The organism is Oricola cellulosilytica (assembly GCF_019966575.1).
Classification (GTDB): domain Bacteria; phylum Pseudomonadota; class Alphaproteobacteria; order Rhizobiales; family Rhizobiaceae; genus Oricola; species Oricola cellulosilytica.
Genome location: NZ_JAINFK010000003.1, coordinates 467,358 through 491,246, shown reverse-complemented (window position 1 = coordinate 491,246; position 23,889 = coordinate 467,358). Strand labels below are relative to the sequence as shown.

The 23,889-nt window shown below is 62.9% G+C and carries 24 protein-coding genes and 1 riboswitch; of the genes, 10 read left to right on the top strand and 14 right to left on the bottom strand.

Annotated elements, in window-relative coordinates; all coding sequences use genetic code 11:
• Nucleotide 1: 1 nt before the first annotated feature.
• Together rlmN and LC298_RS09885 are read right to left on the bottom strand one after the other, a co-directional pair.
• Nucleotides 2–1,237, bottom strand: coding sequence for a dual-specificity RNA methyltransferase RlmN (rlmN, locus tag LC298_RS09890; protein ID WP_131569326.1), 1,236 nt, complete (start codon nt 1,235–1,237; stop codon nt 2–4).
• Between the two features lie 146 nt (nt 1,238–1,383).
• Nucleotides 1,384–1,848, bottom strand: coding sequence for an invasion associated locus B family protein (locus LC298_RS09885; protein ID WP_131569324.1), 465 nt, complete (start codon nt 1,846–1,848; stop codon nt 1,384–1,386).
• 383 nt (nt 1,849–2,231) lie between these two features.
• Between LC298_RS09885 and LC298_RS09880 the strand changes: the two genes are divergently transcribed.
• Nucleotides 2,232–2,807 carry a sigma-70 family RNA polymerase sigma factor gene (locus LC298_RS09880; RefSeq protein WP_131569322.1) on the top strand — a complete coding sequence of 192 codons (576 nt, stop codon included), beginning with the start codon at nt 2,232–2,234 and terminating at the stop codon, nt 2,805–2,807.
• A 13-nt stretch (nt 2,808–2,820) separates the two neighbouring features.
• On the opposite strand, the gene LC298_RS09875 is transcribed toward LC298_RS09880, so the two are convergent.
• From LC298_RS09875 to LC298_RS09860, 4 genes are all read right to left on the bottom strand, one after another.
• Nucleotides 2,821–3,204, bottom strand: a complete 384-nt coding sequence (locus LC298_RS09875; protein WP_131569320.1) for a YkvA family protein — start codon at nt 3,202–3,204, stop codon at nt 2,821–2,823.
• A gap of 49 nt (nt 3,205–3,253) precedes the next feature.
• Nucleotides 3,254–3,547, bottom strand: coding sequence for a 4a-hydroxytetrahydrobiopterin dehydratase (locus LC298_RS09870; RefSeq protein WP_131569317.1), 294 nt, complete (start codon nt 3,545–3,547; stop codon nt 3,254–3,256).
• A 62-nt stretch (nt 3,548–3,609) separates the two neighbouring features.
• Nucleotides 3,610–4,203 carry an RNA 2',3'-cyclic phosphodiesterase gene (gene thpR / locus LC298_RS09865; RefSeq protein WP_131569315.1) on the bottom strand — a complete coding sequence of 198 codons (594 nt, stop codon included), beginning with the start codon at nt 4,201–4,203 and terminating at the stop codon, nt 3,610–3,612.
• Nucleotides 4,204–4,333: 130 nt separating this feature from the next.
• Nucleotides 4,334–4,975 (bottom strand): arylesterase, encoded by a 642-nt coding sequence (locus LC298_RS09860; RefSeq protein WP_131569313.1) that lies wholly within the window; start codon nt 4,973–4,975, stop codon nt 4,334–4,336.
• A 53-nt stretch (nt 4,976–5,028) separates the two neighbouring features.
• On the opposite strand from LC298_RS09860, the gene LC298_RS09855 reads away from it, so the two are divergent.
• From LC298_RS09855 to LC298_RS09840, 4 genes are all read left to right on the top strand, one after another.
• Nucleotides 5,029–5,730 carry an ABC transporter ATP-binding protein gene (locus tag LC298_RS09855; protein WP_131569311.1) on the top strand — a complete coding sequence of 234 codons (702 nt, stop codon included), beginning with the start codon at nt 5,029–5,031 and terminating at the stop codon, nt 5,728–5,730.
• Nucleotides 5,731–5,735: 5 nt separating this feature from the next.
• Entirely contained in the window at nt 5,736–8,288 is a 2,553-nt protein-coding gene (locus LC298_RS09850; RefSeq protein WP_131569398.1) for an ABC transporter permease, read from the top strand.
• Nucleotides 8,289–8,554: 266 nt separating this feature from the next.
• Complete coding sequence (locus LC298_RS09845; RefSeq protein WP_131569309.1) at nt 8,555–9,331, top strand: Bax inhibitor-1/YccA family protein; 777 nt, start codon at nt 8,555–8,557, stop codon at nt 9,329–9,331.
• Between the two features lie 106 nt (nt 9,332–9,437).
• A complete protein-coding gene (locus LC298_RS09840; RefSeq protein WP_131569307.1) occupies nt 9,438–10,022 on the top strand; it encodes a GNAT family N-acetyltransferase in 585 nt (194 codons plus the stop codon).
• On the opposite strand, the gene LC298_RS09835 is transcribed toward LC298_RS09840, so the two are convergent.
• The 4 genes from LC298_RS09835 to thiB all read right to left on the bottom strand — a co-directional run bounded on the left by LC298_RS09835 (nt 10,019) and on the right by thiB (nt 15,146).
• Nucleotides 10,019–11,464, bottom strand: coding sequence for a M48 family metalloprotease (locus tag LC298_RS09835; protein ID WP_199223288.1), 1,446 nt, complete (start codon nt 11,462–11,464; stop codon nt 10,019–10,021). The two genes, LC298_RS09840 and LC298_RS09835, sit on opposite strands and share 4 nt — an antisense overlap.
• A 270-nt stretch (nt 11,465–11,734) precedes the next feature.
• A complete protein-coding gene (locus LC298_RS09830; RefSeq protein ID WP_131569303.1) occupies nt 11,735–12,472 on the bottom strand; it encodes a thiamine ABC transporter ATP-binding protein in 738 nt (245 codons plus the stop codon).
• Nucleotides 12,469–14,166, bottom strand: a complete 1,698-nt coding sequence (locus LC298_RS09825) for a thiamine/thiamine pyrophosphate ABC transporter permease ThiP (RefSeq protein WP_223385621.1) — start codon at nt 14,164–14,166, stop codon at nt 12,469–12,471. The genes LC298_RS09830 and LC298_RS09825 overlap by 4 nt, the downstream gene beginning before the upstream one ends.
• Nucleotides 14,142–15,146 (bottom strand): thiamine ABC transporter substrate binding subunit, encoded by a 1,005-nt coding sequence (gene thiB, locus LC298_RS09820; protein WP_131569394.1) that lies wholly within the window; start codon nt 15,144–15,146, stop codon nt 14,142–14,144. The genes LC298_RS09825 and thiB overlap by 25 nt, the downstream gene beginning before the upstream one ends.
• Nucleotides 15,147–15,197: 51 nt before the next feature.
• A riboswitch (TPP riboswitch) is annotated at nt 15,198–15,299 on the bottom strand.
• A gap of 93 nt (nt 15,300–15,392) precedes the next feature.
• Here thiB and LC298_RS09815 point away from each other — a divergent pair.
• The 3 genes from LC298_RS09815 to LC298_RS09805 all read left to right on the top strand — a co-directional run bounded on the left by LC298_RS09815 (nt 15,393) and on the right by LC298_RS09805 (nt 18,334).
• Nucleotides 15,393–16,040, top strand: coding sequence for a thiamine diphosphokinase (locus tag LC298_RS09815; RefSeq protein ID WP_131569301.1), 648 nt, complete (start codon nt 15,393–15,395; stop codon nt 16,038–16,040).
• 81 nt (nt 16,041–16,121) lie between these two features.
• Nucleotides 16,122–16,379 (top strand): YMGG-like glycine zipper-containing protein, encoded by a 258-nt coding sequence (locus LC298_RS09810; protein ID WP_131569299.1) that lies wholly within the window; start codon nt 16,122–16,124, stop codon nt 16,377–16,379.
• Nucleotides 16,380–16,510: 131 nt separating this feature from the next.
• On the top strand, nt 16,511–18,334 hold the full coding sequence (locus LC298_RS09805) for an ABC-F family ATP-binding cassette domain-containing protein (protein WP_131569392.1): 1,824 nt from the start codon (nt 16,511–16,513) through the stop codon (nt 18,332–18,334).
• Here LC298_RS09805 and LC298_RS09800 read toward each other — a convergent pair whose 3' ends face one another.
• The 3 genes from LC298_RS09800 to LC298_RS09790 all read right to left on the bottom strand — a co-directional run bounded on the left by LC298_RS09800 (nt 18,335) and on the right by LC298_RS09790 (nt 20,755).
• Nucleotides 18,335–18,712: a YidH family protein gene (locus LC298_RS09800; RefSeq protein WP_131569297.1), complete on the bottom strand. Its 378-nt coding sequence runs from the start codon at nt 18,710–18,712 to the stop codon at nt 18,335–18,337.
• A gap of 59 nt (nt 18,713–18,771) precedes the next feature.
• Nucleotides 18,772–19,497, bottom strand: a complete 726-nt coding sequence (gene phbB, locus LC298_RS09795) for a beta-ketoacyl-ACP reductase (RefSeq protein ID WP_131569295.1) — start codon at nt 19,495–19,497, stop codon at nt 18,772–18,774.
• A gap of 85 nt (nt 19,498–19,582) precedes the next feature.
• Entirely contained in the window at nt 19,583–20,755 is a 1,173-nt protein-coding gene (locus LC298_RS09790) for an acetyl-CoA C-acetyltransferase (RefSeq protein WP_131569293.1), read from the bottom strand.
• Nucleotides 20,756–21,079: 324 nt separating this feature from the next.
• Between LC298_RS09790 and phaR the strand changes: the two genes are divergently transcribed.
• Entirely contained in the window at nt 21,080–21,676 is a 597-nt protein-coding gene (gene phaR, locus LC298_RS09785) for a polyhydroxyalkanoate synthesis repressor PhaR (protein WP_131569290.1), read from the top strand.
• A 37-nt stretch (nt 21,677–21,713) separates the two neighbouring features.
• Here phaR and LC298_RS09780 read toward each other — a convergent pair whose 3' ends face one another.
• Nucleotides 21,714–23,249 carry a gamma-glutamyltransferase family protein gene (locus LC298_RS09780; protein WP_131569288.1) on the bottom strand — a complete coding sequence of 512 codons (1,536 nt, stop codon included), beginning with the start codon at nt 23,247–23,249 and terminating at the stop codon, nt 21,714–21,716.
• 159 nt (nt 23,250–23,408) lie between these two features.
• On the opposite strand from LC298_RS09780, the gene LC298_RS09775 reads away from it, so the two are divergent.
• The gene (locus LC298_RS09775; protein WP_131569286.1) at nt 23,409–23,840 is read left to right on the top strand and encodes a GlcG/HbpS family heme-binding protein; all 432 of its coding nucleotides are present in this window, start codon (nt 23,409–23,411) and stop codon (nt 23,838–23,840) included.
• The last annotated feature ends 49 nt before the right edge of the window (nt 23,841–23,889 follow it).

Here is a 23,889-nt window from a genome sequence, read left to right as displayed (position 1 = left end):
CTCAATCGCCATGGCCGGCGATCATCATCGCCTCATAGGCAAGGCGCTCGGTCTTCTTCATTCGCTCGGAAGCCGACTTCAACTGCCCGCAGGCGGCGAGAATGTCCTGTCCGCGCGGGGTGCGGATCGGCGAGGCGTAACCGTTGGCGTTGATGAAGTCCGCGAATTTCTCAATCTGCTCCCAATCGGAGCATTCATAATCCGACCCCGGCCATTTGTTGAACGGGATCAGGTTGATCTTGGCCGGAATGCCCTTCAGGAGCCGCACCAGTTCCTTCGCATCGGCGAGGCTGTCGTTGACGTCCTTCAGCATCACATATTCGAAGGTGATCCTCCGCGCGTTGGACAGGCCCGGATAGTTGCGGCAGGCGTCGAGCAGCGTTTCCAGCGGATATTTCCTGTTGATCGGCACCAGCACGTCGCGCAGTTCGTCATTCACGGCATGCAGCGAGATCGCCAGCATGACGCCGGTCTCCTCGCCCATCTTGATGATCTCCGGTACAACGCCGGAAGTCGACAGCGTGATCCGCCGCTTGGACAGCGACAAGCCGTCGCCATCGGCGAAGACGAGAAGCGCGTCGCGCACATTGGCGGCGTTATAAAGCGGCTCGCCCATGCCCATCATCACCACATTGGAGACCTTTCGCCCCTCGGCCGGGACAATGGCGCCCTGCGGGGTATCGCGATCCGGAAAATCGCCGAGACGTTCGCGCGCAAGCAGCAATTGCGAGACGATCTCCTCCGAGGTCAGGTTGCGTACCAGCTTCTGCGTGCCGGTGTGGCAGAAGGTGCAGGTGAGCGTGCAGCCGACCTGGCTGGAGACGCACAGCGTGCCCCGACCTTCCTCGGGAATGTAGACGGTCTCGACCTCCACCGGACGGCCTGCGCCGCGCGGCGGAAAGCGCAGCAGCCATTTGCGTGTCCCGTCCCCGGAAATCTGCTCCTCGACAATTTCCGGACGGGCGATGGAAAAACCCGCCTTTAATCGGGTGCGCAGATCCTTAGACACATTGGTCATGTCGTCAAAATCGGATACGCCGCGCACATAGAGCCAGTGCCAGAGCTGCTGGACACGCATGCGGATTTGACGGTCCGGCACGCCGGCCTCGCGCAATGCCCCGCCGAGCTGTTCGCGGGTCAGGCCGATCAGCGTCGGGCGGTCGGTGAACGGCATCCGCGCCTGCGCCGAAAGCGAGTCGCGCGCCGCGTTGTCGGTCAAATCGAGCGAAACCGTCATGTTCAGTCCATCATGAGCGACGACGCCCTATCACAGGCACAGGCGTCCGTCACGTTGCGTCGTCGAATCCCGCAGATCGTGAAGGGTGAGGCAAAAAACAAGGCCGGGGCTCGCCCCGGCCTTCAATCCCGGCTATTTCACCCCGTTCACTTGCAGTCCTTGATCGCCTGCAATGCCGCGGTCACGCCCGAAAGAGAATACTGGTAGGTGGTTGCGGTGCCGCGCCGCGAGGTGGCTTTCACCGTCATCTTCGTTCCCGCCTTCATCGCCGCGACGAGCGCCGGCTCCTGCGCCGCATTCTCGACCCAAGCCGAATTGTCTTTGGTAAACAGCGTAAACGGCTTGCCGTCGATGTCGACGGTCACCTTGGAGTTCTCCTTCAGGGTGTAGCCGGCCATGAATTGCGGTTCGTAGGCGATGTTCTGCCTGGAGCGCTGGGTCACCAAAAAGAAGTTGTCGCCGTGGTCGACGTTCCCCGGTTCCTTGGTGGTCGGAACCGACAGGGCATAACAGACCTTCCCGCCGCCAGAAGCGTAGCTGAAGGCGCCCCAGTCCTTGTATTCACCGATACGACTTGGCGTCTGAGCTGCTGCGGAGGCAGCGCCGGCCATGAGGGCGCAGCTGGCGATCGCGGTCCTATATAGTTTCGTTCGCTTGAGCATTTTTCCTTACCGGTCTCTCTCGATCACGCGCGGTGGATGCGAATTGGTTAACCCAATGTGTAGGGATCAGGGTTACCAAAACGTGAACAAAACGCAATGGATCCTGCAGATTCCAAGGCGTTTCACCGTCCCGGTCGATGACCGCACGCAAAGCTTCCATCCCAACGCATCGCGCATGCCCTTGGAAAAGGGCAACAGTTTGACTTAGTTCGTGAAGATGTTCGCCAGCGGTCGGCGAAAGCGGATGACAGGGACGCCGTGGCCTGACTATCATGGAGGCGGAATACATGCCTGTGCCGATCCGCAAAGAAGCGTTGCGACAGACAATCTGAATGAAATCCGAACAACATCGTCATTTCGCAGCGCTGGCGCGCGCTGTCGCCGAAAGGGCGGACCGGCAGGCGTTCACGGAGTTGTTCGATCATTTCGCCCCGCGCATCAAATCCTATCTTCAGGGGCTTTCGCTGGAGGGGGGACAGGCCGAGGAGGTAACCCAGGAAGTGATGGTCGTGCTATGGCACAAGGCGGCGCTGTTCGATCCCGCGAAATCGTCGCTCGGAACATGGCTGTTCCGCGTGGCGCGCAACCGGCGAATCGATCTCGTTCGGCGCGACAAGTCCGGTCTTCTCGACCCCGAAGACCCGATTTTCCGGCCGGAAGAGGCGGATCCGGCCGACCAAATGATGGATGCCGAGCAGCGCGACGGGCGGGTGCGCGAGGCCTTGCGGGATCTGCCCGCCGAGCAATTGGAACTGGTGCGAAAGGCGTTCTACCTAGGGCTTTCGCACAGCCAGATCGCCGAGGAGACCGGACTGCCGCTGGGCACGGTGAAGTCCCGGATCCGGCTGGCTTTCGCGCGGCTGCGCAAGGCGCTCGACCAGGACGACATGGTCGATACGGATTTCTGACCGGCGCTGGGACTCAGGCGGCTTCGGAATCGCGATCCGCGAGTGCGTCGCGGGCGGCGGCCCGGTGCGCGTCGGTGATGTTTCCCCGCACCGCCGCAATGGCAGCCATCAGGACAGCGAGATCGTCGCCGAAACCGATGCCCAGCAGAAAATCGGGAACGAAATCGAGCGGCAGAACGAAATAGGCAAGGGCCGCCAGAAGCGTGCCGCGCACGCTTGAGGGGGTCCGGGGATCGAGCGCGCAGAAATAGGCGGCGACCACTTCGTCCATGAAGGGGATGGCGCGCGCCGCCTTCTTCACCGTCGACCAGAAACGCGCGCGCACGCGCCGTTCGCGGCCGGCCTGCTCGTCGGTGGTGCCCGGCTCCAGAATCTCGCCGATCTTCACGTCATCCATGGGTCTCTCCGCATCAATGGCCTGGATGTGGGAAATCCGGCCGCGGGCTTCAAGCGGCGGCGTCATTCATCGCCGCGGCGAGCTTCATGTCCAGTTCGGTCACACCGCCGCTGTCATGGGTGGTCAGCCTGACCTCGACACGATTGTAGACGTTGAACCATTCGGGATGGTGATTCATCTTTTCCGCGACGATCGCCATCTCGGTCATGAAGGCGAAGGCTTTGCGAAAATTGGCGAATTTGAAATTCTTCGAGATCGCATCGCCATGCTCGGAGGCGGACCAGCCGTCCAGGTCTTGGAGCCCGGCCTTGATCGCGTCCGCATCGAGTTTCGGTCTTGCCATGCCGGTCTCCATCATCCGATTTGGTTTCTAGCACGAAAACGGATGCGATGGATGCCCGTGAACTACAGCGGGAACTGGGCGGTTCCACCGACCTGCCTGCCGGAAGGCCGCGCCGAGGCGGGTTGCGACAAAGAATAGGTCTCCTCGGCGATGTAGGGGCCCCCGCCGACGGATTCGCGCGATGACATCAGCACGAAGCGGCTCACCGTGAAGAGTGGCACGTGGAAATTGCCGCGGCTCGACAAATAGGGCGCAAGCACGTGCGGAGGGGTGTTGCGCAGCCTTGCAATCGTCACGTGCGGCGTGAATTTGCGAGGATCGGGCGGCAGACGCAGGCGCTGGCAGATGCGCTCGATCTCTGCCTGCAATTCCGTCAGGTCCGGCGAGGCGGTCGGCACCGCGAAAAGGGAGCGGGGTTTCTTGCCGCCGAATGCGCCAAGACCCGAAAGACCCATGCGAAACTCGTGACGGCGAATTCGCGAGAGGGTGTCGGCGACCTCATCGGCAACATGATGCTCGACGTCGCCGATGAAACGCAGCGTCAGATGATAGTTCTCCGTGTCGATCCAGCGAGCGCCGGGCAGACCTCCGCGCAACAGGGACAATGACATCGCTGCATTGTGCGGTAATTCCAGGGCGGCAAACAGACGCGGCATGGCGTTCTCCCCTCTGGTTGTGTGAGAGGCAAATCACTCTGCCTCCAAGTGAATCGAATCATGGTCGGCGCATCGGCGCAAGACAAATATTCCAGCCTGTCCCATGGTTTGCGGCCATGGCTCGCCAGCGTTAACCCTCGCTCTGCTCCCGATCGAGATAGGTTTTCACCACAGGCGCCATGCGCTCGGCCATCTCGGAAACGCCGTCGGTGTTGGGGTGCATTCCGTCATCGAGCAACTTGCTGCCATCGCCGATGACGCCGTCGAGAAAGAACGGATAAAAGGGCAGTTCATACTTTTCGGCCATTTCCGGATAGATCGGGTTGAACGCCGCGGCGTAGTCGGACCCCATGTTGGGGGGCGCCTGCATGCCGGCGAGGATCACATCGATGCCGCGCGCCCTCAGCTGCACGATCATCTTCTCGATGTTCTGGCGGGTGATTTCGGGTGATATGCCGCGCAGGGCGTCGTTTGCACCGAGTTCGAGGATGACGAAGTCGGTATCCTCGGGGATCGACCAGTCGAGCCGCGCCAAACCCCCTGAGGTCGTGTCGCCCGACACCCCGGCGTTCGCAATGGATACCGCATAGCCGTCGGCGCGCAGGGCGGCCTCGAGCCTGGCAGGGAAGGCGTCCCCGGGCGCAAGCTGGTAACCGGCCATGAGGCTGTCGCCGAACCCGACGCCACGCACGGTCTCACCGGCTGCCACGGCACCCGTCGCGATCCAGATCGAACCGGCAATTGCAAAAACACGTAGAAAAGTTTTGAACATCGATCCATCCGGTACCATTTGAGTGCGACAATTCCATATAGGACCAATTTTCCGTGACAGAAGCGCTCATATCACTCTCGGCTGTCGATCTGAGGCTCGGCAGCGCCGCGAATGCGGTTCACGTGCTCAAAAATGTCGATCTGAGAATCGCGGCGGGGGAGTCGGTAGGCGTGGTCGGGCCTTCGGGATCGGGCAAGACGACGCTCCTGATGGTGCTTTCCGGACTGGAAAGACCCGATTCCGGAAGGGTCCTGGTCGCCGGTTCGACATTGAATGCCATGCGCGAGGACGACGTCGCGGCGTTTCGCGGCCGCAATATAGGTATCGTGTTCCAGTCCTTTCATCTCATCCCGAACATGACGGCGCTGGAAAACGTCGCGGTTCCGCTCGAACTCGCGGGTGCCGATAACGCCTTCGAAAAGGCGGAGGCTGAACTTGCGGCGGTCGGGCTCGAGGACCGCCTGACACACTATCCGGGCCAGCTCTCCGGTGGCGAACAGCAGCGCGTCGCGATCGCCCGGGCGCTGGCGCCCGATCCCAAAATACTCATCGCCGACGAACCGACGGGCAATCTGGACGGCAAGACCGGGGCTCAGATATCCGAGCTTCTCTTCGGCAAGCAGCGCGAGCGCGGCATGACCTTCGTCCTCGTGACCCATGATGTCACACTTGCGGCGCGTTGCGACCGGCGCATTGCGGTCGATTCCGGCCGGGTTGCCGAACAGGCGCTGCAAGCTGACGAGGCGGCGGAATGACGGCGATGGGCCGGGCGGAGGGGTTCCTCCTCGCCACCCGTTTCGCGGCGCGGGAATTGCGGGGCGGGCTGACCGGTTTCTACGTCTTTCTTGCCTGCATCGCGCTCGGCACGGCAGCGATCGGTGCCGTCAACGCGGTGTCGCAGTCGATCACGGAAGGCATAAACCAGGAAGGTCAGGTCATTCTGGGAGGCGATCTGCGGTTCGAACTGGTGCACCGGACGGCCTCGGCCGGCGAACGCGCGTTTCTCGACAGTCTGGGCGATGTGGCGGTGAGCGCCGACATGCGCTCGATGGCGCGGCTCGAAGACCAGTCGGACCAGTCGCTGGTGGAACTGAAGGCCGTCGACGGATCGTATCCGCTCTATGGCGAGCTTGTGACGAAGCCCGCGCTTGATCGTTCGGCATTGTTCGGGGAGCGGGAGGGTGTGTACGGGCTTGCCACGCAGCAGATCCTGCTCGACCGTCTGAATCTAAAGGTGGGCGACCGGGTTCGCCTCGGCAACGCAACCTACGAGATCCGCGCGACCATCGAACGCGAACCCGACGCTGTATCGGACGGATTCGCGTTCGCGCCGAAGACGCTCTTGTCGATGGAGGGGCTGAGGGCATCGGGACTGGTTCAGCCGGGATCGCTGGTCGAATATGTCTACAAGGTCCGGGCCCCCGCCAACACGACGCCGGAGGGTCTGCGTGCCATGGCGGAGCGGGCAAATGCGGAGTTCCCGACGGCGGGATGGTCGATCCGCAACCGCGGCAACGCGGCGCCGGCTCTTTCCGCCAATATCGAACGGTTCGCCCAGTTCCTGACGCTGGTCGGTCTGACAGCGCTCGTGACGGGCGGCGTGGGCGTGGCGAACGCCGTGCGCGCATTCCTCGATTCAAAACGCAACGTCATCGCTACCTTCAAGTGTCTCGGCGCGCCCGGCTGGTTCGTGACGGCCGTCTATCTCATGCAGATTCTGGCGATTGCGCTGGTCGGCATCGCCATCGGGCTGGTTCTGGCCTCCATCACGCCGTGGATCGCGGTCTGGGCGTTGTCGGACATCATTCCGCTGCCCGCCGACCGAGGGTTCTACCCGGCAGCGCTCGGGCTCGCCACCATCTTCGCGCTGGTGACGACGCTGGCCTTTGCCATGCTGCCGCTCGGACGCGCACGCGACATCCCGGCCACGGCCCTTTTTCGGGAAGACGGCCTGCAGACCGACACCCGGCCGAGAATCACCTATCTTCTGGTTTCGATCGTGCTGATCGGGCTGCTCGCCTGGCTTGCCGTCGCGACGTCCTTCGACCGGAAGATCGCCATCATATTTCTCGCAGGAGTCGCTTTTTCTTTCGCCGTTCTGCGGGCCGTTTCATTCGGTGTACAGATGATCGCGCGCAGGGCACCTCGGGTACGCTCAACCTCGCTGCGGCTGGCCATCGGCAACATTCACCGGCCGGGCGCGCTGACTCCGTCGGTGGTGCTGTCGCTCGGCCTCGGGCTGACCCTGCTCGTCAGCATCGCGCTGATCGACGGCAACCTGCGGCGTCAGATCGAGGGCAATCTGCCCGAGCGCGCGCCCAACTTCTTTTTCGTTGATATTCAGAACGGAGTAATCGACGGATTTACCAGACTGATCACCAGCAATGCGGGAGAGAACGGCGCGCTGAACCGCGTTCCGATGCTCCGCGGACGTATTGTGGAGGTCAACGGGCAAGATGTCTCGCAGATCGAGCTGCCGCCAGAGGCGGCATGGGTTCTGCGCGGCGACCGGGGTATTACATACGCAACCGAGGTTCCGGAGAATTCCACCCTTGTGGAGGGTGCGTGGTGGCCGGAAGATTATGCCGGTGATCCGCTGGTATCGTTTTCCGCCGAGGAAGCGCGGGAACTGGGGCTGGCAATCGGCGACACGATCACGATCAACGTGCTGGGGCGCAACATCACGGCGCGCATTGCCAGTCTGCGGCAGGTGCAGTGGGAATCGCTGGCGATCAATTTCGTCATGGTTTTCTCGCCGAACACTTTCGCCGGCGCGCCGCATGCCTGGCTCGCGACCCTGACGCTGCCGGGAGCGGACGCAACCGAGGAAGCAGGAATTCTTCGCGAGGTCACGCAAGCGTTTCCCGCCGTCACGACCGTTCGGGTGAAGGATGCGATCGAGCTCGTGAACCGGCTGATCGGACAATTGGCGACAGCAATCCGCGCTGCGGCAGCAGTCGCCCTTGTCGCATCGGTGCTGGTGCTTGGCGGCGCACTGGCGGCCGGCAATCGTGCCCGCGTCCATGACGCCGTCGTGCTGAAGATGCTTGGTGCCACCCGCAACATGCTAATGGGCGCGTTTTCGCTCGAATATCTGATGCTCGGCGCGGCGACGGCCCTGTTTGCGCTGCTCGCCGGAGGCGCGGCGGCATGGTTCGTGGTGACACAGGTCATGAACTTGCCATGGCAGGTTCTGCCGGGCGTCGCGGCCGGGACGCTCGTCACGGCGCTGGTTCTGACGGTCGGGTTCGGTCTGGCCGGCACCTGGCGCATCCTCGGCCAGAAGGCTGCGCCGGTGCTGCGGAACCTGTAGCGACGCCCCCTGAAATGGACGGGCGGGCGGACCCGGACTTTGCATTGCGAGCGGCAGGACTTTGTTAACCAGTCCAAGACAGCGCCCGCCGATCGCCGCTTCCGCGCCGATTTGTCCATCGATTCAGGGCAATCCGCTCTTGTTTGTGCGCCCGAGCCGCATCATATTGATCACAGGCATGCTGGGGTCCCGCCAGCGGCGCCGCGGTGTCACGCAAAAAGCTGACGCCGGACCCCGACGGGATTTGAGAGCAAATAGAGGTAACGATGACCGAACTTCGAAACCCCCATGTGCGCACGGCCGGTGCCCGCACCTACGATGCGAGCATCGATCAGGGCCTGCGCGCCTACATGATCAAGGTTTACAACCTGATGGCTGCCGGTCTTGTGATCACCGCACTGGCCGCCTTGGGAACCGTAGCGCTTGCCACAACCAGCGATCCGTCCGCTGCCGTCGCGCAGCTCGGAAATGGCAAGATGCTGACCAATATCGGAGCGACGCTTTACGGCTCGCCGCTGCGCTGGGTTGTGATGCTGGCACCGCTCGCACTAGTGTTCTTTATGGGCTTCCGCATCGAGCGGATCAAGCCGCAGACCGCACAGGCAATCTTCTACGCTTTTGCCGCGCTGATCGGCGTGTCGATGTCGTCGATTTTCCTGGTCTACACGTCGGCAAGTATCGTCCAGACGTTCTTCATCACCGCCACCGCGTTCGGCGCCCTTTCGCTCTACGGCTATACGACCAAGCGCGACCTGACGGCGATCGGATCCTTCCTGTTCATGGGACTGATCGGCCTGATTCTTGCGATGGTGGTCAACCTGTTCCTGCAGTCGTCCGCGTTGCAGTTCGCAGTCTCGGCGATCGGTGTTCTGATCTTCGCCGGCCTGACCGCCTACGATACGCAGAAGATCAAGGAAATGTACTACGTCAACGACGACGGAGCCGTTGCCAGCCGCAAGGCGATCATGGGCGCCCTGGCCCTTTATCTGGACTTCATCAATATGTTCCAGTTCCTGTTGTACTTCCTCGGCAACCGCGAGTAACAGGCACGGCGAGACGATCCGAAAAGGCGGCCTTCGAGCCGCCTTTTCTTTTTGCACGCGCGCTGTATGACGGCTTGCGAAAGTGGACTTTCAGGGGAAGCGGTCGATGACGAAGGTAATGGTGCGGGACGCCCGGCATACCGATCTGCCGGCAATTACGGCGATTTACCGGCACGCCGTCCTTCACGGCACCGCGAGCTTCGAACTCGCGCCTCCGGATCAGGATGAGATGCGCTCGCGTTTCGACGCAATGAGGACGCGTGAATACCCCTACCTCGTAGCCGAGACGGAAGATGGGGCTGTTGCGGGATATGCCTACGCCAATGCATACCGGCCGCGGCCGGCATACCGGTGGGCCGTCGAGAATTCCGTCTATATAGACGATCGGTTCCAGGGACAGGGCGTGGGAAGGGTGCTGCTGGAGGCGCTGATCGCGCGGAGTGAAGCTCTGGGCTTCCGTCAGATGATCGCCGTCATCGGCGGATCCGGCCACAAGGCATCGATCCGTCTCCACGAGAGCCTCGGATTCGAGATGGTCGGCGTTCTCAAGGGGTCAGGCTACAAATTCGAACGCTGGCTCGACAGCGTCTACATGCAGAGACCGCTGGGCGAGGGCGAAACGACGCCGCCCGACCCGGACGCCTATCCCGGAACGCTCTACAAGGCTGCGGTGAAAGCAGAACAGTCCTAGTCGTCGACGATCTTGTAGCGGCGGCCCGCGATCACCGGCTCTCCCGGCTCCAGGCCGTTCAACACCCGAAACGACTGAAGCGGTTGCGTGACTCCCCTCATCCTCGCCCCGAGACTGTCGGCGGTGTCAGCCTCGCCCGCCTTGACGGTGCGCAGGGTCAGCGGTTTCAAAGCAGCCCGTTCGGCCGCCGTCAGGATCCTGAAGCTGGAGCGCACGCCTTGCGCCACCGCATCGAGTTCCCGGGAGCCGTTCGGCATAGCTGTGAGAATTCGGTAGACGGCCTCTCCGGCGCGCAACACGGTGATGTCGAAATCCCAGGTATCGGCGGTTGCCCGCGCGGTGGCGCCCGTCAGCCCGTTCACCTGAACGGGCCGAATGGTCTCCGGATGCAGCCCCTCCACCCAGCCGCTGGCGATGTAGTCTGTCAGCGGCTGATTGCGCGGAACGTCGACACCATCGAAGCGGATGGCGGCGTTGTCGTCACCACGAGCTCCAAGAACCGCCTCGGTCCGGTTGTCGATGTCGAAGCCATCGGGAAAGGTAAAAGTGATGCCGAGCCCGGCGTGCGAATAGACCTGTCCGCGCACGTAACCTTCCTGCGCCGAGTCACCGAAAAGCATTCCCTCGACGCCATCCAGATAGGTCTCGCGGCCGCGTTCGCCCTGCCCCTGCGAGCCGAACTTGCGCGCATGACCCACGGCCAACTCGATGCGCTGCGGCGTTGAGGGGTGAGTCGCAAGGAAGTCGAGGCTCGCGTTACCTTCGCCCGAGGCGTTCCGATAGGCGGTGTAGTTCGCCATCGCCTTCTGAAAGCCGGCGGCGGCATAGGGATCGAACCCCGCCTCGCCGATCGCCGCGATCCCAATCGCGTCGGCCTGCAGCTCCTGATTGCGGGAAAACTGCGCAAGCCGCAATTTCCCGCGCACCAGCGCGCGCCGTCCGGCGTCCTTGTCCGCCAGGACGTCGGAGACAACGCGGCTCGCAAGTTCGACTTCCGCTTCCTTCTGCTGGCGCAGAACGCCGTGATTGGCGGTGACATGCGCCATTTCGTGTGCGATCACCGCGGCCAGCTCGGCGGAATCGTTGGCGAGCGCCAGCAGTCCGCGTGTGATGTAGAGATATCCTCCGGGAAGCGCGAACGCATTGACGTTCGGCGAATTGAGGATCGTGATCTGGTAAACCTGGCTGGGATTGTCCGACACGGTGACCAGCTTGCCGACGATACCGGCCACCATGCGTTCCAGCTTCGGGTTCGAATATTCGCCGCCATAGGTTGCGAGAATCTTCGGATGTTGCGCCTCGCCGACGCGCGCCAGCCTGCCAGATCGAACATTCTGCGCGATGATGGGGCTGTCGGAAGGTCTGACTGTTGGGTCGACCTCGAGATCGCCGAAATTTTGGCACGCCGCGGCAAGCAGCGGGAGAATGACAATCGCCAACATGCGCGAGACCGGGCGCGCGCCGGTCCGGCGGGCCGTGCGCGCCACCGGGAGAGAATGCGTCATGTCATCTGTCATGCAAGTGTCGTGCAAGTCCGCTTGCAATGGCGATCGGATGCGCCGGTTTCCAGTCATCGTCGAGCCCTTGAGATAATTATCGCACGGGCTACAGGACAAAAAAATTCCGAGAGGGCAATACCCAGTATCGATTCCAGCAATTTGTATCCGCCGCGCTTGACAGTCAAATTTGGCGAAAGCGCGTCAGGCTTTGGCTCACGCGCCGCCAGACCCGCCGAGATATGCCCGGATTTCTGGAACGGTGCGTTCCGGATCGAGCAGGGTTTCGGCTGAACCCGTCGCCAGAACCTGCCCACCGGACACGAACACGGCCTGCGATGCGGCGAAACGCGCGTCCGACGGGAAATGCGTGACCATGACCGTCGTCATGGCGCGTTGCCGCTGAATGCGGATGAGAAGTTCGAGCATGTCGCGGCGAAGCGCCGGGCCGAGCGAGGCAAAAGCCTCGTCGAGGAGAAGAACAGGCCTGCTGCGCACGATCACGCGCGCAAGCGCCACCCGCTGGCGTTCGCCCCCGGAGAGCTCGGCGGGGCGACGCACTCCAAAACCCGCAAGTTCCACGGATTGCAGCGCCTCTTCGACCGTCGCTCTCTGCGACGGTGCCAGGCGCAGACCCGACGAAATCCCCAGCGCGACATTGTCGAAGACGCTCAGATGAGCAAACAGGTTGTTTTCCTGAAAGATCATCGACACGGGCCGGTCGGATACGGGGGTTGCGGTCATGTCAGTCTCCCCGAACAGAACCCGGCCCTCTAGGGGCGACTCGAAGCCGGCGACGAGATTGAGAAGTGTCGACTTGCCGGAACCGCTCGGGCCAATGAGCGTCGTGATCCTGCCCGCGGGAAACACGCAATCGAAATGCATGTCCGGATTGCGCGGATCGTAACCGAAACGCAGCCCGTCGCAGACAATTTGTGGCGAAGAACCGGTCATGTCGGTTTCCTGTCCCCCACCGTCCGTCTCGATGTTTTTCGCGCCGTCTGGCTTGCGCTTCCGCGATCGGCGACGATCATCAACGCCGCAATGATTATCGACAATATCAGCGCCAGCCCGGCCGCGTCCTGTGTCCGGTAGCTGCCCATCCGCTGCAGAATGAGGTAGGGCAGCGTCTGGACATCCTGCGACCCGAATATCGCGATGACGCCGAGATCCCCCAGCGAAAGCGCCATTGAAAATGCGAATGCGAGCAGGAGCGCGCGCCGGGCGAGCGGCCATGTCACGATCCGGAGCCGCGCCAGGCCTCGAAGGCCGAGTTGGCGCGAAAGCCGGCCATAGCGCTCCGTCTCGGTCATCGCCGCCGGCAGCAGCAACCGAAGCGCGAAGGGGACGGCCATCGCCGCGTTGACCGTCACGACCATTGCGTGCGCCGCGGCGTACGGGCTCGCGACCTGACGGATCAGGATGAACCACCCTGCCGCAATGACAACGGGAGGCACCACCAGAATGAGGCTTCCGGTCTGACCGAGAAGGCGCTCGGACGCCGACTGCGTCCCGGAGAAACGTCTTCGCGCAGCTGCGCTGGCGAGGCTCGATGCGAGCAGATAGGCCAGCACGACCGCGAGCATCGCCGCGCCGGCGCCGAGTAGCAGGCTGGTGGCGATGGCGTCGCGGACGCTTTGCTGACCGAGCAGATCGGCAATCTCCGCCGCCAGTCCCCGCCAGATTATGATCACGAAGGGCAGCAGTACGAAGAGCGTACCGGTCGCGATCAGCAAGACCGCGCCGGTGCGCAGCGCGGCGGAGCTGCGGACCGGATAACTGCGCAGCGTGCCGAGAGTCATGCCGGATGAAATCTCGCCGCCGGCTCGTGTGAGCGCGGCGAAGGCAGCGGCTGTAACGAGAACCTGCAGGAGGGCAAGCAGTACGGCGCGACCGGGATCGAAATCGAAGGCGAGCGCCTGATAGATCGCAACCTCCAGCGTGGTCGCGCGCGGGCCCCCGCCAAGCGTCAGAACCACCGTGAAGGAGGTCACGCAAAGCATGAAGATGAGCGAGCCCGCCGAGAAGAGCGCCGGCCGGATGAAGGGCCACAACACCAGCCTGAACCGCGAGGCCGGCCCCATCGCAAGCTGATGGGACAGCCGGTCATACTCGTCGGGCATCGACGACATACCGCCAAGAACGATCCGTACGGCGAGCGGCATGTTGAAGAAGACATGTGCGATAAGAATGCCGGTGAGGCCGTAGACCGGCGGGAAGTCGAGTCCGGCGTTTTCCACGGCGAGGCTGATCACACCCCTCTCGCCATAGAGGCCGGTGATGGCGAGAACGGCAACGATCTGCGGCAGGGCGAGCGGCAGGGCAAACAGACGCAGAACCAAGGATCGTCCTGGAAACCGTTGAAACTCATAGAGCGCGGTTGCGACCGGCACCGCCGCAACGAGAGACAGCGCTGTCGAAAGGACAGCCTGATACAGCGTGAACCGCAAGCTTCTCCAGACCACCGGATCGGGCAGCAGCTCGCCCGGGCCCGATCCGCCGGCAAAAAGTGCGAGCGGTAGAAACGCGCCCGCGGCCAGGGTGCCCAGAAACAGCGCCGGTATCCAGGCGGCGATGCCGCCCGGAAGAACCGACGCTCTCCCGTCTCGGGTCGTCAGGGCATTCAGCGGGTCATCGCGGAGAGCCACTCGTCGATCCACGTCTTGCGGTTGTCGGCGACCTCATCCGGCGAGAACAGTAGAGCCCTCGCCGGCTCGACGAGACTGTCGAACACCGGATCGAGCGGTGCGGATGTAGGTGCCGCAGGGAACATCCAGTTGGTCTGGGGGATGATGTCCTGGAAGGACGGGCTGAGCATGAATTGCAGGAACCGGTCGGCAAGCGGGTTCTGCGCACCCCTGGTGGTCTTGGCCGCCACCTCGATCTGCATGTAGTGCCCCTCCTCGAATGCCGCCGCCTGATAGCGATCGGTCTGTTCCGCGATCATGTGATAGGCCGGAGACGTCGTATAGGAAAGAACCATCGGCGCCTCGCCGCTGGTGAAAAGGCCATAGGCTTCAGACCAGCCGGGCGTCACGGTGAGCACCCGGTCGGCGAGTTTCGCGTAGGCCTCGGGAGCGTCGTCGCCGTAGATCTTCCTGATCCACAGCAAAAGGCCGAGACCCGGAGTCGATGTCCGGGGATCCTGGATCGCGATCTTCAAGCCGACGTCGCCGGCAAGAAGCGCCTCCATGCTCGACGGCGGCGTGTCGACCACCTCGGTATCGTAGATGAACGCGAAGTACCCGTAGTCGTAGGGAAGGAAGGTCTCGTCGGTCCATCCTCCCGGCACGGCGACCGCCTCGGTTGTGATGCCGTGCGGGGCGAAGAAGCCGGTCTCTTTCGCCTCGGCCGTCAGATTGGTGTCGAGACCGAGAACGATGTCCGCATCGGTGTTTCCGCCTTCCAGCCGCAGCCGGTTCAACAGCACGACGCCGTCCGCGACCGGCACGAAGACCAAGTCGCAGCCGCAGTCCTTCTCGAAGGTCTCCTCCACCTGCGGGCCGGGGCCCCATTCCGAAGTGAAACTCTCGTACGTATAGACCGTGAGTGTTTCCTGCGCCTGCGCCGGCAGGAAAGAAAGCGACAGCAGGACCGATGCGGACAGGGCGAACAGTTTCTTGTGCATCATGCACCTCCTTGTTTTCGAGTTGGGATCGAGGCGCATGAAGCCGGCAACGCGGCGGAAGCGTCTAATCCCTACGCCGGTGCAAACCGGATCAGGTTCGACGGGTTGGCTTTCGGCCTCTCAGCTGCGGCTGCAGCACCCCGTTAGAGCAGCGCCGTTGTAGAACGACCGCGACAGCGCTTCAAGAGGGGAGGATGGCTGTGGATGGTGCTTGGCCGGAAGAGGAAGCCGGGCTAACGGTACGCGATGTCCGTCGACCAAAAACATTTTGCCATCCTGCTCGATGGCGCGCTTCGCGTCACCGAGCGCGTCATGGCCCAACTTCGCGGCCGCAGGGTGCTCGCCGCCGACGGCGGCATCCGCCATGCCGCCGCTCTCGGAATATCCCCTGAGTTGTGGCTTGGAGATTTCGACTCCACCGACGGTCTCCTCGCGCAAAAGTATCCTGACGCGCCGCGTGCACCCTATCCGGCCGACAAGCCGCGATCCGATGGCGAAATCGCCATCCGCCACGCGCTCGATCAGGGCGCGACGGATCTGCTGCTGGTCGGCGCGCTCGGTGGAGACAGGAGCGATCACGCTTTCTTCAATCTAAGCGTTGCTGCGACGATCGCCCGCAACGAGGCGGTCCGGGTGGTGATGACCAGCGGCGCGGAGGAAGCGGTTCCGCTGCTACCCGGCAAAAAAACAAGCCCCGACTGGCAGGAGGGAACCATTTTCTCGGTTCTGTGTTTCACACAAGTTGGAGGTCTCACCATCGAAAACGCAAAATGGCCATTGGATCGGGTCGATGTTCCTTTCGGCTCCACTCTCACGCTGTCCAACATCGCTGGCAGTGATCTGGAAATTTTGCTAGCAAGTGGTTGTGGGATCGCCATCGCTCAGGTTGAATAGCATCCCGAAGGGATGTGATACTTGTCACATTATCGGTTTCGACGCTGCTTAATGTGAGGTTGGGAAAAGGAGAGAACCCCAATGAAAATAGCACATACATTTGCTGCCCTCGCAATGGCAGGTACGATCGCTGCCGGTTGCACGACGACGGAGAAAACAACCACGGCTGGTGCCTTGATTGGCGGCGGCGCAACCGCAATTGCAGGCGGAAACACTGGCGAGATTGCGGCTGGAGCGCTGGTTGGCGGCGCTGCCGGATATCTAGTCGGACGCCTCTCCGATGGCCAGTGCCGGTACCGCTACCCGGATGGCCGCACCTACACGGCTGCTTGCCCGTAAGATACGGGAACATTGCATGAAGGACCGCGGGTTGCCATCGGCAGCCCGCGGTCCTGCTTTTTGCGGTCTTGCTTTTTCGCGGTTGGGGACGCACATCGCGGCATAACCACGCGAACGACGGCATCATGGCAATCGCCCCACCACTCCTGCGCGCCGAAAACATCTCGCTGACCTTCGGCGGCGATCCGTTGTTGCGCGACGTCTCTTTTTCCGTTCATGCGGGAGACCGGATCGCGCTTGTCGGCCGCAACGGCTCCGGCAAATCCACCCTGCTAAAGATCGCCGCAGGTATCACCGAGCCTTCGGGCGGCGAGATCATCACCGAGAAAGGCGCGACCATTCGCTATCTGGCGCAAGCGCCCGAACTGACCGGCTTCGAAACAGTCGGCGACTATGCGCGCGCCGATCTCGGCCCGCTGGACGAGCCTTTTCGCGCCGACGCTCTGCTCGGGGAACTCGGTCTCGACCCGCAAGCCGCGCCCGACAAACTCTCCGGCGGAGAAATGCGCCGCGCGGCGCTTGCGCGAGTTCTGGCTCCGCGGCCCGATATCCTGCTGCTCGACGAGCCTACCAACCACCTCGACCTGCCGGCGATAGAGTGGCTGGAAGATGAACTTGCCCGCATCCGCAGCGCATTGGTGCTGATCTCGCACGACAGGCGGTTTCTGGAGAACCTCTCGCGCCGCACCTTGTGGCTCGACCGCGGGGCGCTGCGCGAGAGCGGTTCCGGCTTTGCCGCCTTCGAGGATTGGCGCGACCGCGTCCTGGAGGAGGAAGAGCGCGACCACCACAAGCTCGGCCGCAAGATCGTGCGCGAGGAGCACTGGATCACCCACGGGGTCAGCGGACGGCGAAAGCGCAACATGCGCCGGCTCGGCGAACTACAACAACTGCGCACTCAGTTCCGCGAGCACCAGAGACCCAACGGCGCGGCCAGGCTGATGGCCGCCGACACGCGCGAGAGCGGCAAGCTCGTCATTGAGGCGACCGGCATTGCCAAGAGCTTCGGCGAGAGACCGCTGGTGCGTGGCTTCTCGCTGCGGGTGCATCGCGGCGACCGGGTAGGGTTCGTCGGTCCGAACGGCGCCGGCAAGACGACACTGATCGGCCTGCTGACCGGACAAATTGCCCCGGACGAAGGATCGGTCAGGCTTGGTGTCAATCTCGACATCGCCCATCTCGACCAGAAACGGGAAGCGCTCGATCCGAACGAGACACTGGAACATTTCCTGACCGACGGCCGTGGTGGCTCGCTCGTCGTGAACGGCGCGCAGAAGCATGTCGCTTCCTACATGAAGGACTTTCTGTTCAAGCCAGAGCAGGCCCGTACGCCCGTGCGCGAACTATCGGGCGGCGAGAAGGCGCGGCTGCTTCTGGCCAAGACGCTCGCCCGCCCCGCCAACCTGCTGATCCTGGACGAGCCGACAAACGATCTCGACATGGAGACGCTCGACCTGCTGCAGGAACTGGTCGCGGGCTTTCCCGGCACCGTGCTGCTTGTCAGCCACGACCGCGACTTTCTCGACCGGACCGTCAACGCAGTGATCGCCCCGGACGCCGGGCGTCCCGGCGAAGGGCGCTGGATCGCCTATGCGGGCGGTTATTCCGACATGGCCGCGCAGCGCCCGGAGACGGCTCCACCGGCAAAGACGAAGAGCGTGAAGGCCTTGAAGCCGGACGCGAACACCTTAGCGCGCAAACCCTCCGGGGTGGCGAAGGGCAAGCTCTCCTACAAGCAGAAATACGCGTTGGAAACGCTGCCTGCTGAAATCGAAGTCGCCACCGCCGAAATTGCCGCGCTCGAGACGAAGCTCGCCGATTCGCGGTTCTTTTCCGAAGACCCCAAGGGCTTCAGTGCGGCCGCCGCAAAGCTCGAGGAAAAGCGCGCCGCCCACGCAGCCATGGAAGAGCAATGGCTGGAGCTAGAGATGCTGCGAGAGGAACTGGAAGGCTGACTACAAGAACAGCCACACCACTGCACCGAGAAGCACCGAGCCAGTCGAGAAAGCCAGGGCCATCAGTCCGAACGTGCGGTCCTTTGCGGGCTCGGCCGCATGGGAATTCAGCCGGTCCAGCACGGCGCAGGCCCGCCGTCGGGCCGTCAGAAAGATCGCGATGCCGATCAGGATGAAGACGGTCGCCCCGAGCTTGGCAACCCATGTCGGCTCTGTGGCCCGGAAGACGGCCTGGAACCCCAGCCCGACGCCAACCGCCGCGAGGCCGGTCCGCATCCATCCGGCAAACGTGCGCTCGTTTGCCAAAATCGTCCTATCTTCCGCCCATTCCGTGCGGTCTTCGGCAAGCTCCTGCGAGGTTGGCTGTTCGGAACTCATGTGGCCTCCTGACTCAGCCCTTGCCGACGACCGGAGCCGTTGCTCCGGCCATCCTCGGGTCAGGTGAAATACTGGCCGCCATTGGCCGAGATCGTCGACCCGGTGACGAACCCCGCATCGTCGGACGCAAGGAACACGACACAGCGTGCGATTTCCTCGGGTTCGCCCAGCCGTCCGACCGGAATCTGCGGTATGATGCGCTCGTTGAGCACTTTCTCATCGATCGCCCGCACCATTTCGGTGCCGATGTAACCGGGGCACACCGCATTGACGGTGATGCCGGCGCGCGCGCCTTCCTGCGCCAGCGCCCGGGTAAAGCCCAGGTCGCCGGCCTTCGCCGCCGAATAGTTCGACTGGCCGGCCTGTCCCTTCTGGCCGTTGATCGAGGAAATGTTGATAATGCGGCCGAATTTGCGGTCGCGCATGCCGCTCCAGACCGGATGCGTCATATTGAAGAGGCCGGTAAGATTGGTGTTGATGACCTCATTCCACTGCTGCGGCGTCATCTTGTGAAACATCGCATCGCGTGTAATGCCGGCATTGTTGACGAGGACCTCGATCGGGCCGAGATCACCCTCGATCTTCCCGATCCCCTCTTTACAGGCGTCGTAGGAAGAGACGTCCCACTTGTAGGTCTTGATGCCCGTCTCTTCGGTGAATGCCTTGGCGGCCTCGTCATTACCGGCATAGGTGGCGGCGACCGAATACCCTTCGTCCTTCAGCGCCTTGGAGATCGCCGCGCCGATGCCGCGCGATCCCCCGGTCACGAGTGCTACTCGTCCCATGATTGCTCCTCCTCGTTTCTCTTCCCTGGGCAGTCTTCGAGAAACGGGCCGGAAAACCGGCCCGCCTCTTATTGCGAATTTTCCGTCAGCGCTCGACGCACAGGGCAACCCCCATGCCGCCGCCGATGCACAGTGTCGCGAGTCCCTTCTTTGCGTCCCTGCGCTGCATCTCGAACAGCAGGGTGTTGAGAATGCGTGCACCCGACGCGCCGACCGGATGGCCGATGGCGATCGCGCCGCCATTCACATTGACGATGTCCGTGTTCCAGCCGAGATCCTTGTTGACCGCGCAGGCCTGCGCCGCGAAGGCCTCGTTGGCCTCCACGAGATCGAGATCGTCAACGCTCCAGCCGGCCCTTTCGAGCGCCTTGCGCGAGGCTGGGATCGGACCCGTGCCCATGATTGCCGGATCAACGCCAGCCGTCGCCCAGGAAACGATCCGGGCCATCGGCTTGATGCCGCGCTTTTTTGCCTCCTCCTCGCTCATCAACACGGTCGCCGCGCCGCCATCATTGATGCCCGAGGCATTGGCCGCAGTGACCGAGCCTTCCTTGTCGAAGGCGGGACGAAGTTTCGCGATGCTGTCCTTGGTCACGCCGTGCTTGATGTATTCGTCTTCCTCGACGACCGTATCGCCCTTGCGGCCCTTGACTGTGAAGGGAACGATCTCGTCCTTGAACTTGCCGGCCTTCTGCGCAGCCTCGGCCTTGTTCTGCGATGCAACGGCGAAATCGTCCTGATGATCGCGGGTCAACTGCCACTGCCGGGCGACGTTCTCAGCGGTGTTGCCCATATGATAGCCGTTGAAAGCGTCCATCAGGCCGTCCTTGAGCATGGTGTCGATCATCTTCAGGTCGCCCATCTTCACGCCGCCGCGCAGATGCGCACAGTGGGGCGCCATCGACATGGACTCCTGTCCGCCGGCGACGATGATGCTGGCGTCGCCCGTTGCGATCTGCTGCATGCCGATGGCGACCGCGCGGAGTCCCGAGCCGCAAAGCTGGTTGAGGTTCCAAGCCGTCGTTTCCTGCGGGCATCCCGCCGCCATGGCCGCTTGCCGTGCCGGGTTCTGACCCTGACCGGCGGTCAGGATCTGGCCCATGATCACCTCGTCGACATCGGCCGCATCGACGCCGGCGCGTTCGAGCGCACCCTTGATCGCCACGGCGCCCAGTTCGTGGGCAGGCACGTTTGCAAACGCCCCGTTGAAAGAGCCGACGGGGGTACGCGCGGCGCTGGCGATAACGACTGAAGTCATGAGAGGGGCCTCCTTGGCTTATCCGATCTGGCAACCCGGCGGATGCCGGTGGTTGCCTTCATCTTATAGGTTGAAGGCCAACACACAATGGCCGGTGGTGGGATCGCCCTCCTTAAATCCGACCGGTACGTCATGTGCAGTTCGCCCAGGGACGTATACCTACGCCGCTTGGAAACTGCCCGGTTACCTGGATGGGCATCGATTCAGCCAGTGGTTGACGCCGCACTGCAACAAACGCTTTGATATGCAGCGGCTTTGTTACTAGTATTTTCGCAACCGGCTGAGACGCCGCACCTCAAAGCCCCCATCGGGAGGGAGCACGAAATGGCGAAGAACGATGAGCCCACGGTCATCAAGAAATATGCCAACCGGCGGCTCTACAACACGGGCACAAGCACTTACGTGACCCTTGAGGACCTCGCCAAGATGGTGAAGGATGGAGAAGATTTCGTTGTCCAGGACGCCAAGTCCGGCCAGGATCTGACCCACGCGGTGCTGACCCAGATCATCTTTGAGCAGGAAGGCAAGTCCGGCCAGTCGATGCTCCCGATCTCCGTTCTCAGGCAGCTTATCTCGTTCTACGGCGACCAGATGCAGATGGTGCTGCCGAGTTACCTCGAACACTCCATGGCGCTGTTTTCGAAGGAACAGGAGCGACTGCGCGAACAGATGACCTCAATGGTGGGCAAATCGCCGATCGACCTGATTTCGTCGAGCCAGCAAATGATCGAGGAACAGACGCGCCGCAACATGGAGATGTTCCGCAACGCCATGCAGATGTTCTCGCCCTTCGCCGGGGGAAACGGGACCGGCGACGCCCCCGCCGAACCCAAGAAGGGCGCCACCTCGCCTGAAGACCTGAAGTCGATGCGCGACCAGATCGCGGAGATGCAGCGCAAGCTCGATTCGATGGAGGAATGATCTCGGCTCACACGCCCATGTCCGCGTAGCCGAACCCTCACCAACCCATCGCGCATCCGTCCTTGCGGGGATCGGACCCGCCAACGAGAAATCCCGACTCCCGGTCGATCGCGATTGCCTGCCCGCCCCCGAAGGGCGCTTCCGCCGGCGCCGTCTCATGGCCGAGTGCGGACATGCCTTCCAGCACGGCCGGCTCAATACCCGCCTCCCCTCGTATGACGCCTTCGTCGTCCCAGAACATGCGCGGATGGTCGATCGCCTCCTGCGGGTCCATGCCGTAATCCAGCATGTTGGAGAGCAGATGGGCATGACCGACCGGCTGGTAGGATCCACCCATCACTCCGAAGGAAATGGCGGCCTCCCCGTTCCTTGCCACCATTGCCGGGATGATGGTGTGAAGCGGACGCTTTGAGGGTGCGATGACGTTCGGGTGTGCGGGATCGGTAACGAAACACGCACCGCGGTTCTGCAGCGCGATGCCACTTTCTGGCGTGACGATCTGTGAACCGAATGCCCCATAGAGCGAATTGATGAACGACACCGCCATGCGGTCGCGGTCGACGACCGTCAGATAGACGGTATCGGAGTCCGGGATGGCAGGAATCGCGATCCGGTCATTCCGCCGCCCGGCACTGAACTGCGCGGCGAGACCTTCGGCGTATTTGCTGGAAATCAGGGTCGAGGCAGGAACCGGCATATGTTCGGGCTCGGCGAGCAGGATATCCCGCACGCTGTAGGCAAGACGCGCGGCTTCCATTTCGCAGTGGTATCGGGCCGGGCTATCGGGAGCGTGCTCGCGCACGCCGATCTGTTCGAGAATGTTGAGCATGATCATCGCGACAATGCCTTGACCGCTCGGAGGCAATTCCATCAGCGCGTGGCCCGCATAGTCGATCGACAGGGGGTCGACAAAGCCGGTGGTTACGGCCGCGAGGTCGTCCTGCGACAGAAATCCACCCTTCGCCTGCACCGTCCGCGCGATCTCCTCGGCGACCGGTCCGGTGTAAAATGCGTCGGCCCCGTCCTGACTGATCGCCCTCAGCGTCCGGGCAAGCGCCGGCTGCCGGTGACGCTGGCCGGCCAGCGGGGCTTCGCCCTGATAGAGAAAATGCAGACTTGCCCCCTCGTCGGCACGCAGGGTCGCGGTTTGCTTCGCCCAGTCGTGAGCCACACGCGGCGCCACGGCGTAGCCTTCCTCAGCGTACCTTAGGGCGTCGGCGAAGAGGCGCGGAAGCTCCATCGTTCCGCCGACCGCGAGAAGCGTATGCCACGCCTTCACCGCGCCGGGCACAGTGACCGCATGCGGCGAATGGGATGGGATTTCGGTAAAGCCGCGCTCCACATACCATTCTGTGCGGGCAGCGCTCGCGGCCCTGCCGGCACCGTCAAGTCCGAACGTCGACCCGTCTGGCTTTGCGACAAGGGCGAAGCAATCGCCGCCAATTCCGGTCATGTGCGGCTCGACGACTGCGAGTGTGGCGGCCGCGGCGATGGCGGCGTCGATGGCATTTCCGCCATCCCGCAACACCTGGACTGCCGTCATTGTGGCTAGCGGATGCGAGGTCGCCGCCATTCCGTTTTCGGCGATGACCGGCGAGCGGCCAGGACGTTGAAAATCACGCGGCACGGCTGTCCCCCCTTTTTCGCAGCGCGCCATTTTCTGCTGGCGCTCCTGTCAATGCATGCTACGACGCCGCCCGCCGCCGCTCGAAATCACAGGAGAAAAGAGACGATGTCAAACATCACGCTTGCACAGGCCAACACCATCATCGAGGCGGCGTTCGCCAAGGGAGCCGAAATGGGTCTCAAACCGCTTTCGGTCGCCGTGTTGGATTCCGGCGGGCATCTGATTGCCTTCCAGCGCTCTGACAACTCCTCGTTCCTGCGCCATGAGATCGCATCGGGAAAGGCTTACGGGGCGCTGGCGGTTGGCGCGGGCTCGCGCTGGCTGAACGCCCAGGCGGAAACGCGTCCCCATTTTCTTGAAGGTCTGTCAAGCGTGTCGGGGGGCAAGATCGTCGCTGTCCCGGGCGGCGTCCTCGTCAAAGACAAAATCGGAGCGATTGTCGGCGCCGTGGGCATTTCCGGCGACACCTCCGACAATGACGAAATTTGCGGGATCCACGGCATCGAGGCCGCCGGAATGACCGCCGACGGCGGCTGACGACGGGCAGCGCCCATGGCACGACGGCAATTCCGCTCCCGGGTTCCTC